The sequence below is a fragment of the Parabacteroides sp. AF48-14 genome (assembly GCF_003477465.1).
GTDB classification, from domain to species: domain Bacteria; phylum Bacteroidota; class Bacteroidia; order Bacteroidales; family Tannerellaceae; genus Parabacteroides; species Parabacteroides acidifaciens.
The window spans coordinates 94,759-107,658 of the sequence record NZ_QUDI01000007.1; the positions used below are offsets into that span (position 1 = coordinate 94,759).

Annotated in this window: 11 protein-coding genes; 7 read left to right on the top strand and 4 right to left on the bottom strand. The window is 44.5% G+C overall.

The window, feature by feature from the left end; genetic code table 11:
- Positions 1 to 59: 59 nt before the first annotated feature.
- The 6 genes from DW083_RS05000 (at position 60) to nagB (ending at position 7,693) form a co-directional block, all read left to right on the top strand.
- The gene (locus DW083_RS05000) at positions 60 to 947 is read left to right on the top strand and encodes a GLPGLI family protein (RefSeq protein WP_122331650.1); all 888 of its coding nucleotides are present in this window, start codon (positions 60 to 62) and stop codon (positions 945 to 947) included.
- Positions 944 to 3,586, top strand: a complete 2,643-nt coding sequence (locus DW083_RS05005) for a hypothetical protein (RefSeq protein WP_122331651.1) — start codon at positions 944 to 946, stop codon at positions 3,584 to 3,586. The genes DW083_RS05000 and DW083_RS05005 overlap by 4 nt, the downstream gene beginning before the upstream one ends.
- Before the next feature lie 247 nt (positions 3,587 to 3,833).
- Positions 3,834 to 4,730, top strand: coding sequence for a diaminopimelate dehydrogenase (locus DW083_RS05010; protein ID WP_115499219.1), 897 nt, complete (start codon positions 3,834 to 3,836; stop codon positions 4,728 to 4,730).
- Positions 4,731 to 4,745: 15 nt separating this feature from the next.
- The gene (gene lgt / locus DW083_RS05015; protein WP_115499218.1) at positions 4,746 to 5,579 is read left to right on the top strand and encodes a prolipoprotein diacylglyceryl transferase; all 834 of its coding nucleotides are present in this window, start codon (positions 4,746 to 4,748) and stop codon (positions 5,577 to 5,579) included.
- A gap of 29 nt (positions 5,580 to 5,608) precedes the next feature.
- Positions 5,609 to 6,805, top strand: coding sequence for an FprA family A-type flavoprotein (locus DW083_RS05020; protein WP_122331652.1), 1,197 nt, complete (start codon positions 5,609 to 5,611; stop codon positions 6,803 to 6,805).
- Between the two features lie 75 nt (positions 6,806 to 6,880).
- Positions 6,881 to 7,693 (top strand): glucosamine-6-phosphate deaminase, encoded by an 813-nt coding sequence (nagB, locus tag DW083_RS05025; RefSeq protein WP_115499216.1) that lies wholly within the window; start codon positions 6,881 to 6,883, stop codon positions 7,691 to 7,693.
- Between the two features lie 76 nt (positions 7,694 to 7,769).
- On the opposite strand, the gene DW083_RS05030 is transcribed toward nagB, so the two are convergent.
- Complete coding sequence (locus tag DW083_RS05030) at positions 7,770 to 8,363, bottom strand: ORF6N domain-containing protein (RefSeq protein ID WP_115499215.1); 594 nt, start codon at positions 8,361 to 8,363, stop codon at positions 7,770 to 7,772.
- Positions 8,364 to 8,465: 102 nt separating this feature from the next.
- Positions 8,466 to 8,729: a tetratricopeptide repeat protein gene (locus DW083_RS05035; RefSeq protein ID WP_122331653.1), complete on the bottom strand. Its 264-nt coding sequence runs from the start codon at positions 8,727 to 8,729 to the stop codon at positions 8,466 to 8,468.
- Between the two features lie 158 nt (positions 8,730 to 8,887).
- On the opposite strand from DW083_RS05035, the gene topA reads away from it, so the two are divergent.
- A complete protein-coding gene (topA, locus tag DW083_RS05040) occupies positions 8,888 to 11,242 on the top strand; it encodes a type I DNA topoisomerase (protein WP_122331654.1) in 2,355 nt (784 codons plus the stop codon).
- Between the two features lie 23 nt (positions 11,243 to 11,265).
- On the opposite strand, the gene DW083_RS05045 is transcribed toward topA, so the two are convergent.
- Both DW083_RS05045 and DW083_RS05050 read right to left on the bottom strand, forming a co-directional pair.
- Entirely contained in the window at positions 11,266 to 12,138 is an 873-nt protein-coding gene (locus DW083_RS05045; protein WP_122331655.1) for a VIT1/CCC1 transporter family protein, read from the bottom strand.
- 1 nt (position 12,139) lies between these two features.
- Entirely contained in the window at positions 12,140 to 12,877 is a 738-nt protein-coding gene (locus DW083_RS05050) for a class I SAM-dependent methyltransferase (RefSeq protein ID WP_158543357.1), read from the bottom strand.
- Positions 12,878 to 12,900 lie beyond the last annotated feature (23 nt).

Sequence of the window (12,900 nt, forward strand, 5' to 3'; positions counted from 1 at the left end):
TCATTGTTTATCATTTTATAGTCCCTATCTTTACAAAGAAACCATAAATAAGCAATGGCATGAAAAACATATTCCTATTGATTTTTCTGGTAGTCATCAATAATCCTTTGTACTCCCAATTTGTGATGTCTAAAAGCACATCAGATAGAATAGAGGGAAAGCTGAAAAAAGAAATTCTGGATAAAGCGTCTCTCCGTTGCTGGTATGAATTTACCCAATATTGTTTGAATGAGGGGGTGAAAGAACAGGTGGTTGATACTTTTACTTTGGATATAGGACCGAAGTATTCTGTGTATTATGATCAGAACCGTATTATGCGGGATTCTCTGGATAGAGCTGAAGGTGAAAAGCTAAGACCTCGTGTCAAGTTGATTAGGCAACATATGACAAAAGGGGAAATCGATGCTTTACGTGGGCAAGGCGGCGGGAATTATCGGGAACTGCTGAGCAAGGGAGAGACTGCCGTGTTGTATAAAGACAGAAAAAGGCAGAAAGCGACTATCATAGATGGTTCTATTACTGAAATGTATAAATGTATGGATGAGATACCTCTCCAATCATGGGAGTTGAAGGAAGATACAATGACCATTTTAGGCTATGTCTCCCAAAAGGCGGAAACTACTTTTCGAGGTAGGAGATATGTTGCCTGGTTCACACCGGATATCCCATTACAAGATGGTCCCTGGAAGTTGTATGGATTGCCGGGACTTATTCTAAAAGTTTTGGTTGACGATGGTCTATTTATCTTTCAGGCGATTGGGCTCCAAAAACTGGACTCTTTTCCTATTACGATGAACAAAGACCAATATGTGACGACCGATAGAAAACAAATAAGGAAGTTAGCGTTTAAGAAAAACAATAAACGGCATTTTTTAGGTACTGACGGTACTTTCTCGATGAGTTTCGAAGCTGATAAACGTATATTTGACGAACTGGAGCGGGAATGAAGTTCCGGTGTGTACTATATTGCCTTTTTCTGGTATCTTCTTTATCTTCACAAACCCTGATCAGGGGAACTATTACGGATAAGAAAGCCGGACAAGCCGTAGATGCTGCGACTGTCAGTCTCTATGCGCTTAGGAGTAATCGGATTTTGGCTTATACCCAATCGGATGAAAAGGGGGAATATCAGATTGTTTATAATGGGAAACAGGATAGCCTCACTCTGGCGGTTGCAGGTTTTAACCTGAAGAAAGTGGTAAAAGATATTGCAAATGAAAGCCAGACGATTAATTTCGTGGTGGGGGATGAGGTGATTTCAATTAAGGAGGTCATTGTGGTTGCTCCTAAAATCAATGAGTCCGGAGATACACTGAATTATAATGTGGAACGGTTTACGGACGAGACGGACCGGACGCTGAAAGATGTACTCCGGAAGATGCCGGGGATACAGGTCTTGGATAATGGGATGATTCTTTATCAGAATAATCCGATCAACCGTTTCTATATAGAGGATATGGATTTATTGAAAGACCGGTATGGGATTGCGACCAATAATCTGAATCCGAATGATATTGCTACTGTGCAAGTCCTGCAGAAACATCAGCCGGTCAAAGCGCTGAAGGACTATGAGCCTTCATCTGATGCTGCTATAAATCTGAAATTAAAAAAGTCGGCCAAAGGTGTCGTTCTGGCTACCGCACAATTGGGGGCTGGGGCTTCACCGTTATTGCTAAGTAATGAACTGGTGGGCATGTATTTCTCTAAAAAGATACAGGATTTGGCTGTTTATAAGGGAGATAACTCCGGGAGGGACGTTACCGGCGAATTGAATAGTTTATATAGTTTGGAGCCGGAAGTCCGAAACTTGGATATTCTCCACGTTTTAAAGCCAGCGTTACCGGCAGTGAGTCAGCAGCGGTATCTTTTTAACGATGCGCATATTGGAACGGTGAATCATTTGCAGGCATTGAAAAACCATTATACTTTAAGTACGAATGTCCATTATGTTTATGACGAACCGAAGAGGGAGAACAGTACGGAAACTGATTATTACCTGCCGGGCGACAGTTGTTTGAAAATAAGGGAGTGTAACTTTTCCCGATTGTATCAGAACCGGATGGATGCCAATGTGGAACTGAACGCGAATACGGATGATTTCTATTTGAAAGACCGGATTAAGGCGGAAGGGCGATGGGATAAGGAAAACGGCCGTATTTTTACCGGTGACTCGATTCGGGAGCATCTGGATAATCCTATATATGGACTTAGTAATCAGTTTGAATGGGTGAAAACGGACGAGCAGCATATGTTTAAGGTAACGTCGTTTGCCGGTTATAAAGATATGTCGCAAACATTGGAGGTTTCTCCTGTTTTGTATGACGGAATATTGCCGCCTGCCACATCGGAGATGGCTTGGATGAAACAAAAAGCCCGGATGAAAGATTTTACTGCGGCCAACTCGTTTACGTATGGCCGGAAAGGGGCGGTGGTGCAAAATTATTCATTGGACTTTAATGTCCGTATCCAGCATTTGAAGAGTGATCTGTTGCTTGTGGATAACGCGGTGGAAACGGCTGGAGGAGACTCGCTCTCGAATGACCTGAAACGGGAATCTTATGAGTGGAAACTTCATCTTGCGCATAGTTTTACATTAGGGTCTAACATGAATTTCCATCTGTTTTGTCCGGTTCGCTATCTGTTGGTTCGTGAGCGGGACAATATAGTCGGAGAGAAGACGCATACTTCCCATTATCTTTTTGTGGAGCCGTTTCTGGTCTTGGAACAACGGGTTTCGGCTTATCTGTCTTCTTCTTTAAATTATTCGTTTTCTCAAGAGGTTTCGGGAATAGAAGAGGCTTATACCGGAAGTGTTATGACTTCCTACCGGGAGCTTTTGCGGAATGACGGGATACGCGACCGGCAGAAGCAACATACGCTTTGGTGGATATTGGATTATAAGAGTCCGTTTTCTTCTATGTTCGGTTCTTTCACGACCTATTATACGCATACGCATTCTCGTTTGCTGAGCGAATATCTGTATGAAGGAATTTTGATGCGCAAGTCGACATTGCAGCATCCCAACAATATCCAGTCGCTTTTTTCTGACCTTGTGATAGGAAAAGACCTGGATGCGATAAAATCTTCGTTTTCGTTGAAGGCCGATTACCGTTACAATCGTTCTTTACAGATTTTGCAGGGGATGATTTCCGGATATCGGTCTCATGCTGTTTCGTTAGGTGGTTCGTTTCATGCGAAATTGAATCGAAAAATAATCTTTGATTATAAAATCCGGGGAACATGGAATAAAAGCCTGTTTCAGGAGAGCGAGTTGCCTGTTGCTCCTGTCTGTTTACTTTCCCAGCGGTTATCGTTCAACTGGTTACCGGTTAAGGAATTGATCGCAGGCTTGTCGTGCGAGCATTTCTATAATGACGCGATTCGTTCCGGAAGTCGCAATATGTGGTTTGCCGATCTGAACCTGTCATATACCTTAAAAGCAGTGGAGTTCCGTTTGGATTATACGAACCTCTTTAATACCCGTCGGTATGTATCGACTGTCTTTAATGAGACGGGACGCTATTATACCGAGTACGATTTACGCCCCGGAGAGATATTGTTCAGGGTGCGTTTTAAGTTGCTGTAAACTTATACATTCTTTCGCATATCTCTATGCAAAGTATTATATTTTGTTACGATCAAATAATATCTTCCATTACCGCCGAAAGATATATGATTAACAAAATTGTCAGTTTTGATATTCTATCTCTGTTCAAGATTTGCATAATGAAAGAGTGAATGGATAGGATTTAAACAAAAACAACACGCTGCTCTTTTGTCAATCCCTTAATTATAACTACTTTTGTGGCTGAAGAAAAAGTAAAAACTAAAGTATGAAAAAGATTAGAGCTGCCATTGTTGGATATGGCAATATTGGGAAGTATGTATTAGAGGCCCTGGAAGCTGCTCCTGATTTTGAAGTAGCAGGTGTTGTACGTCGTAATCCGAATGATATTCCGGACGAATTGAAAGGGTACACTGTCACTGATAATATCACAAAACTGGATAAAGTGGACGTTGCTGTTTTGGCGACTCCGACCCGTAGCGTTGAAACGTATGCCAAAGAAATCCTTTCTTTAGGTATCAATACGGTGGATAGCTTCGATATTCACGGAAGTATTGTCGACTTGCGCCGTTCGCTGGACGCTGTGGCTAAGGCTCATAATACCGTGGCGGTAATCTCTGCCGGATGGGACCCGGGAAGCGACTCTATCGTTCGTGCTTTGTTGCAGGCTATCGTTCCGAAAGGTATTACATATACAAACTTCGGTCCGGGTATGAGTATGGGACATACGGTTGCCGTTAAAGCAATCGAAGGTGTAAAGGCTGCCCTGTCTATGACAATCCCGATGGGAACAGGCGTTCACCGCCGTATGGTTTATATCGAAGTGAAAGAAGGATATGAATTCGATAAGGTTGCTGCCGCTATCAAGGCGGACGATTATTTTGTACACGACGAAACGCATGTGATCCAGGTCGATTGTGTGGATGACCTGAAAGATATGGGACATGGTGTAAACCTCGTTCGCAAAGGCGTTTCCGGTAAGACACAGAACCAGTTGATCGAGTTCGACATGAAGATCAACAACCCCGCTCTTACTGCACAGATCCTGGTTTGTGTGGCCCGCGCAAGTTTCAAGCAACAGCCCGGCGCTTACACGATGATCGAATTGCCGGTGATTGATATGCTTTATGGCGACAGAGAAGACTTGATTAAACACCTTGTTTAACAATTAGAAAAGATTATGCTTGATTTTATTACCTGGACGGCTGACCCCGCCATCTTTTCCATTGGTTCGCGTGAAATACGCTGGTATGGATTGGCATTCGCCATCGGATTCCTGATCGGTTACAAGATTGTGGAGAAGATGTGGAAAAGAGAAAAACTCAATCCGGCATGGATCGACTCCCTGCTGATTTATACGATGCTTGGGACTGTCATTGGTGCCCGCCTGGGACATTGCCTGTTCTATGCTCCGGAATATTATCTTGCTCACCCGATCGAAATACTGAAGATATGGGAAGGAGGACTCGCCAGCCACGGGGGAACGTTGGGTATAATTATAGCTGTCTACTTTTATTCCAAGCGGGTCAGTCATCGCAGTATGCTTTGGACATTCGATAAGCTGGTTGTTCCGACCGGCCTTGTTGCGGCTATGATCCGTTTGGGTAATTTGATGAATCATGAAATATACGGACATCCCACCGACTTGCCGTGGGGTTTCCGTTTTATTGAGAATTTACACGCCTGGAAAAGAGGGGCGGAGCCTATCTTCACCGTTCCCAGCCATCCGACACAGCTTTATGAAGCGGGTGCTTATTTAGTGACGTTCGCTATCTGTATGTGGCTTTATTTCAAAAGGAATGCCTGGAAAAAGGAAGGACTTATCTTTGGCGTATTTATGATTTGTGTATTCGGTTCGCGCTTCTTCATCGAGTTCCTGAAAAACAATCAGGAAGAGTTTGAGGCTAATATGATGCTGAATATGGGGCAGTGGCTCAGTATTCCGTTTGTTTTAGCCGGGATCTACTTCGTATGGCGTGCACTGAAGAAAGGAGATGTGTCTCCCAAGTCTTAACTTTCAATTTTCAACTTTCAATTAACAAGATGTACAAATTAAAAGAAATAGCAGATAAAGTTTACTACGTAGGTGTAAACGACCGGCAGAAAGCTCTTTTTGAGAATATGTGGCCTTTGCCTTACGGTGTGTCTTATAATTCCTATCTGATCGTGGACGAAAAGACGGTCCTGGTCGATACGGTGGATGTATGTTATTCCGATATTTTCCTGAAAAAGATTGCGGATGCACTTGACGGACGTTCTTTGGACTATCTGATCGTGAACCATATGGAACCCGATCATGCGGGCAGTATCCGTTTGTTGCGCCAGCAATATCCGGATGTGCAGATCATCGGGAACAAGCAGACTTTCGGAATGTTGGCCGGCTATCATAACATTATAACAGGGTTGTATGAAGTGAAGGAAGGCGATACGTTGAGCATAGGCCGTCATCAGTTGTCTTTCTATATGGCTCCGATGGTGCACTGGCCGGAGGTGATGGTCACTTTTGATTCGACGGATAAAATCCTTTTTTCAGCAGATGCTTTCGGGACGTACGGGACATTGGACGGCGGTGTGATCGATTCGGAAATGAATGTGGAACATTATTGGGAGGAGATGATCCGCTATTATTCCAATATTGTCGGCAAATATGGAAATCCCGTACAGCGTGCTTTGCAGAAGCTGTCGGCGTTGGATATCCAGACGATCTGTTCGACTCATGGCCCGGTGTGGCGTGAATATGCGGCAAAAGCGATTGATATCTATGACCGCATGAGCCGTTATGAAGGTGAAGATGGTGTCGCGATCGTATATGGCAGTATGTATGGCAATACAGAGCAGATGGCAGAAGCGATTGCAGCGTCTTTGGCGGCAAACGGTGTGAAGAACATCGTGATGCACAATGTCAGCAAAAGCCCCGCTTCTTATGTGTTGAAAGATATTTTCAAGTATAAAGGCCTGATCATCGGTAGTCCGACTTACAGCAACCGCCTGTTCCCGGAAATAGAATCGATCCTCGATAAGATCGAAACGCGCGAAGTGAAGAACCGTCTGTACGGATATTTCGGCTCTTTCACCTGGGCGGGTGCGGCAGTAAAGAATCTGGCTGCTTTCGGCGAAAAGATGAAATGGGAAGTTGTCGGTGTTCCGGTCGAGCAAAAGCAGGCTTTGAATGCTGATAAATATGCAGAGTGCTGGGCTTTGGGAGAAGCAATGGCTGAAAAATTGAAAAAAGAGAATTGAGAATTGAAAATTCTTGGTTGGAAAGAATAAAGATATTACTTTTAGGAACGAAAGAACTAAATTAAAAAAAGCATTATGAGACTAATTATTGAACCTGATTACGAGCAACTCTCAAAGTGGGCTGCCAATTATGTAGCTGCAAAGATTAAGAAAGCTAATCCAACAGCAGAGAAACCATTTGTATTGGGCTTGCCTACCGGCTCTTCTCCTTTAGGCATGTACAAGAACCTGATCGAACTGAACAAACAGGGAGTGATCTCTTTCCAGAATATCATCACTTTCAATATGGATGAGTATGTCGGCTTGCCGAAAGATCATCCTGAAAGCTATCATTCTTTCATGTGGAACAACTTCTTCAGCCATATCGATATCAAGCCGGAGAATGTCAATATCCTGAACGGTAACGCAGAAGATCTGGAAGCGGAATGTGCAGCTTATGAGGCCAAGATGAAAGCCGTAGGTGGTGTAGACCTGTTCCTGGGCGGCATCGGTCCTGACGGGCATATCGCTTTCAACGAACCGGGCTCTTCTCTGGTTTCACGTACTCGCGTTAAGTCTCTGACTACAGATACGATCATCGCTAATTCCCGTTTCTTCGACAACGACGTAAACAAGGTGCCGAAGACTTCCGTTACGGTTGGTGTGGGTACTGTGTTGGATGCAAAAGAAGTATTGATCATGGTAAATGGCCACAACAAGGCTCGCGCTTTGCAGCAGGCTGTGGAAGGCGCTGTCAACCAGATGTGGACAATCACCGCCTTGCAGATGCACCCGAAAGGCATCATCGTTGCCGACGAAGCTGCCTGTGCAGAAATTAAAGTCGGCACATACAATTACTTCAAAGACATCGAGAAAGACAATCTTTGTCCCTGTTCTTTGCTGAAATAAGATTTTATTATACCATAATAAGTTTTGATTAAGATTGAAAGGCTGTATCTGTGATAGATATGGCCTTTTTTACTGACTATTTATCTGATTCATATTTTAAATATCCCTTAACTCTGATTCGATCCAGTTTTGTTGTTTTAAGTTGTAACCTCAAATTTATGTCGGCGATGGATTTTATAATCTCTTCAAATAGCTGGTCATTAGTTTCCTGGTCTTTATTCAGACTTTCTATATCATCGTCCATTTCGGATTGTCGGGATAAAATAAGTTTTATCTGTTCTTTAAGCTGAAGCAATTCAGCTTGATTGATAGGTGAAGAGAAGGCATATTGTCTTACTTTTACGAAAGCGCGCATAATATTGATATTTACCTGTACGGCAATAGGAGAGCGTAGTATGCCGGATAACATTGCAACTCCCTGTTCGGTAAAAGCATACGGCATATATCGAGAGCCGCCCCAACTTGAGGTTCCAAAATGGAACCTCAAATGATTAAATTCCTCTTCAGTAAGCTGAAACATAAAATCCGGAGGAAATCTGTCAGGATTACGTTTGACTGCCTTGTTTAGATTTTTTGTTTCCACGGCATAGAGATCAGCCAAGTCTTTATCCAGCATTACACGCTGGCCGCGTATTTCATAAATCTTACTTTCGATAAGTGTAGGTTCCATAGTTTGATATTTATGGTTAAGAATAAATTTATTTGCAGGTAAAAGTATGCAAATAAATCCTTACAACCTATTCTTTCTTAAGCAAAATCAAAAAAAATATTTTTACTGATTGAACATATCCTTATTGTAGAAGTTCATGATAGAGATCAGCTGATTATGAGCGATTTGGGCGGGGCTGTCGGGGTTCAGGTCGATGGCGGTGAGATAGTTGTTGAGGGCCTGGCGAACATCGCCTTTCTTGCGGTAGGCATTGCCGCGCAAGTAGTAAGCTTCATCCGATAAAGCGTTTTTTTCTATGTATTCATCCAACAAACGAATGGCTTCATCTGTTTTACCATCGGTAATAAATTGTTTAATAGTTTCCATCGTGTAACATTTATAACAAATAAGCAACAAAGATATATCAGATAGCCTTCTATACATTATAATACAGTTTAAAAAAACTGTTTTTTTGTGGCTGATGTACGGTTACGTTAATTATTTGTGTAAGTTTGCACCCGATTTCAAATAGATAAGACGTTATTATGCAAAAGAATCTGGTAATAGTGGAGTCACCCGCTAAGGCAAAAACCATTGAAAAGTTCCTCGGAAAAGATTACAAGGTCATGTCAAGTTACGGCCACATCCGCGATCTGAAGACGAAAGAGTTCAGTATTGATATCGAGCACGATTATGCTCCGCAGTATGTAGTGCCTGCCGACAAGAAGAAGCTGGTCAGTGAACTGAAGTCCGAAGCCAAGTCTGCTGAACAGGTATGGCTCGCATCCGATGAGGACCGTGAGGGAGAAGCGATCTCCTGGCACCTGTATGAAGTATTGGGCTTGAAGCCGGAGAAAACGAAACGTATCGTCTTTCATGAAATTACCAAGAATGCTATTTTGCATGCTATTGAAACACCGCGCGATATCGATATTAATCTGGTGAACGCCCAGCAGGCACGCCGTGTGCTGGACCGTATCGTGGGTTTTGAGCTTTCGCCGATCCTTTGGCGCAAGGTGAAGCCCGCCCTGTCTGCCGGACGTGTGCAGTCGGTGGCTGTCCGCCTGATTGTGGAACGCGAGCGCGAGATTAACGATTTTGTCAGCGAAGCCGCTTACCGTGTGATTGCCAATTTTATCCTGCCCGACGGGACAACGGTACTGAAAGCCGAACTGAACCGCCGTTTGAAGGATAAGAAAGAGGTGGAAGCCTTCCTGGAATCCTGCAAGAGCGCTTCGTTTACCATTGACGATATTACTACCAAACCGGTAAAGAAATCGCCTGCGCCTCCTTTCACCACTTCAACCTTGCAACAGGAGGCTGCCCGTAAATTAGGATATTCCGTTTCGCAGACCATGATGATCGCGCAGCGTTTATATGAATCCGGATTGATCACTTATATGCGTACCGACTCGGTGAACCTGAGCGACTTGGCATTGGGAACTGCGAAAGAAGCTATTTTAGATACATACGGCGAGAAATATTACAAATTCCGCCAATACCATACGAAGAGCAAAGGCGCACAGGAGGCGCACGAAGCAATCCGTCCGACCTATATCAGTAACGTGGAAGCCGGCAACTCCCCGCAGGAAAAGAAACTGTACGAGTTGATCCGCAAGCGTACGATTGCCTGCCAGATGGCGGATGCCGAACTGGAACGCACGACTATTTCGGTCGGAATCAGCGGACAGACGGAACGTTTTGTCGCTGTCGGCGAAGTGATCAGCTTCGAAGGTTTCCTTCAAGTATATATGGAAAGCAACGACGACGATGTGGAAAAGGATAAAGAACAGGACAACGGCCTGCTCCCTCCGGTAAAACTGCATGAAGTCCTGTCGTTGAAAGATATTGTGGCAACGGAACGTTTCACACAGCGTCCGCCGCGTTACACGGAAGCCAGCCTGGTTCGCCGTTTGGAAGAACTTGGTATCGGACGTCCTTCTACCTATGCCCCGACTATCCAGACCATCCAGAACCGCGAATATGTGGTGAAAGGAGATAAGGAAGGTACGGAACGCGCCTATACGGTTATTACGCTGTCTAAAGGAAAGATCAAGGAAGCAGAAAAGACAGAGATTGTCGGTGCGGATCGCAATAAGCTGATGCCGACCGATATCGGTACAGTGGTAAACGACTTCCTGATGGAGTATTTCCCGGATGTATTGGATTATAACTTTACCGCCAGCGTAGAAAAGGAGTTTGACTCAGTGGCAGACGGCGAGTTGGTTTGGACAAAAGCGATTGACAAGTTTTATAAGATATTCCATCCGATCGTGGAAGCTACGGCTGCCGTTAAGACGGAACATAAGGTCGGGGAGCGTCAGTTGGGTATCGATCCGAAGAGCGGTAATCCGGTATTTGTGAAGATCGGCCGTTATGGTCCTGTTGTTCAGATCGGCGTTGCCCATACGGAGGATAAGGAAGCTCCGAAACCTCAGTTTGCCTCCTTGCTGAAAGGACAGTCTATCGATACGATTACGTTGGAAGAGGCTCTGAAGCTTTTCGACCTGCCCCGTACGATCGGTGAATACGAAGGAAAAGTGATGGTTGCGGCTATCGGTCGCTTCGGTCCGTTTATTCGTCATGACGGCAAGTTTGTCTCCATCCCGAAAGACTTGAATCCGTTGACGATCACTCCCGAAGAGGCAATCACTTTGATCGATGAGAAGCGGAAGAAAGACGAACAGCGTTTCATCAAGAAATTTGAAGAAGATCCGGAAATGGAAATCCTGAACGGTCGTTTCGGTCCCTATATCTCTTATCAGAAAGCGAACTATCGCATTCCGAAAACGGTTACGGACCCGACAGCCCTGACATTGGATGATTGTAAAAAGATCATCGCTGATGCTGCCGAGAAACCGGCGACTGGTAAGAAGACGACACGTAAAAAGAAAGCATAAAAAGAGGTGATCACCCTCTTTTTTTATGCTTCTATTCCTGTAAATATTTTTAGTGCATATCCGATCAGGAAGCTGAGTGCTGCAACGCTGAAACTCAATACGGCCATTTCGGTAAACCGTTTGCGGAAACTTTCGCTTCTGGCTACGGAATAGTAATAATTGAACAGGGCGATAATTAATAAGGCGGAAACCAACATAACACCTAAAGCCACCAATACATTACTGATAAAGATGAATGGTGCCACCAACGCTATAACCGTGAAAATATATGCGATCCCGGTATAGATCGAGGCCTTTACAGGACGTTTTCCTTCCCCGCCTTCCGATTTTGTAGAGAGATATTCGGATGAAGCCATCGAGAGGGCGGCGGCAATTCCTGTAATACTTCCGGTCAGGGCGATTAGTTTCGAATCGCTTAATGCCAGCGTAAAACCGGCCAGTGCACCGGTAAATTCCACCAATGCATCGTTCAGTCCCAACACGACGGAACCCATATATTCGAGCCGTTCCTCGTTGATCAAGGCAATGAGTTTTTCTTCGTGCTCATCTTCGTCTTTTGCGATCTGCAGTAATTCCGGATAATCTTTATAGGCGGCATAGCCGTCTCTGGACTCTTCCTCGCTTCCTTCCATCAGCTTGATGGCAAAAGTGATCCCTAAGATGCGGGCCAGCAGATAGTATTTTAGGATTTTCCATTTGAAAGGAGCCACATCCTGTTCGGTATATTTCTTCAGGACGGCGTAATGCCCTTTTTCATCGGCAGAGATGCGGAGCAATACATCCCGGTTTGCCGGATTTTTCTCGACGGCAGCTAACTTCGTATAAACAATGCTCTCCGTGATTTCATTCCGCTGAAACCGAAGGAGAGCATCGTATGTTTGTTGATCTATATTCATACTATTGTTTTATACAATCAATGATTTCTGCATCGAATGCATCGGATAGGCATTCTTTCTCAATAAACTCCGGTGAAAGTTGTTTCACATAGTCTATAATGTTAGCTTTTAGCCCGTAAGATCCTAAGATTTCCGTGATGTCGCGTCCATAAACCCGGCAAGTCGCTTCATCTCCGTAGACCTCCTGCAATTCTTTTTTGGAGAGATGGCCGAGTTCACGGGTGGTGTCGCCCTCGATGGTATCTACAATCAAGGCTCTGCCTCCGGGGCGCAGTACCCGGTGTATCTCCTGCATGGCTTTCCGGTCTTCCGGCACGCAATACAGAATGTGGGAACAGATAATCAGGTCGAACGAATTATCTTCGTAAGGAATCTGTGTGATGTCGACTTGGTAAGTTGCCACATTCGGATTGAGGTCTGCATCCCGGTAATCGCCCACATAAGGTGATTGTCTCAGAAAGTCCTTCAGGCCTTTCACCGGAGCGAAATGGAGAACTTTCAGCGGTTTCTCCGTATCCTTGAAGACTTCGTTCCGGATGTACATGCAAAGAATGCGGGTCCGTTCCAGAGAAAGGCAATGCGGACATTTGATGTTCCGGCGCAATCCCAGATTGCCGTGAGAGAGGAAACGGCGGGATGACTTGCCGCAACAGCAACATTCGTACCGGTCCCCTTTCAGTAATACCGCTTCTATTTTATATAGAGCGTAATGGAGGGCGATCCGCTGTCTCTCGCTCACTAACTTTCTGTATAAGCTTTTAA

Bases quoted from the DNA above. Each gene is read 5' to 3' on its own strand.
- lgt (WP_115499218.1), top strand. From the start codon at position 4,746: ATGCTTGATTTTATTACCTGGACGGCTGACCCCGCCATCTTTTCCATT.
- DW083_RS05005 (WP_122331651.1), top strand. From the start codon at position 944: ATGAAGTTCCGGTGTGTACTATATTGCCTTTTTCTGGTATCTTCTTTA.
- DW083_RS05000 (WP_122331650.1), top strand. From the start codon at position 60: ATGAAAAACATATTCCTATTGATTTTTCTGGTAGTCATCAATAATCCT.
- nagB (WP_115499216.1), top strand. From the start codon at position 6,881: ATGAGACTAATTATTGAACCTGATTACGAGCAACTCTCAAAGTGGGCT.
- DW083_RS05030 (WP_115499215.1), bottom strand. From the start codon at position 8,363: ATGGAACCTACACTTATCGAAAGTAAGATTTATGAAATACGCGGCCAG.
- topA (WP_122331654.1), top strand. From the start codon at position 8,888: ATGCAAAAGAATCTGGTAATAGTGGAGTCACCCGCTAAGGCAAAAACC.
- DW083_RS05045 (WP_122331655.1), bottom strand. From the start codon at position 12,138: ATGAATATAGATCAACAAACATACGATGCTCTCCTTCGGTTTCAGCGG.
- DW083_RS05020 (WP_122331652.1), top strand. From the start codon at position 5,609: ATGTACAAATTAAAAGAAATAGCAGATAAAGTTTACTACGTAGGTGTA.
- DW083_RS05010 (WP_115499219.1), top strand. From the start codon at position 3,834: ATGAAAAAGATTAGAGCTGCCATTGTTGGATATGGCAATATTGGGAAG.
- DW083_RS05035 (WP_122331653.1), bottom strand. From the start codon at position 8,729: ATGGAAACTATTAAACAATTTATTACCGATGGTAAAACAGATGAAGCC.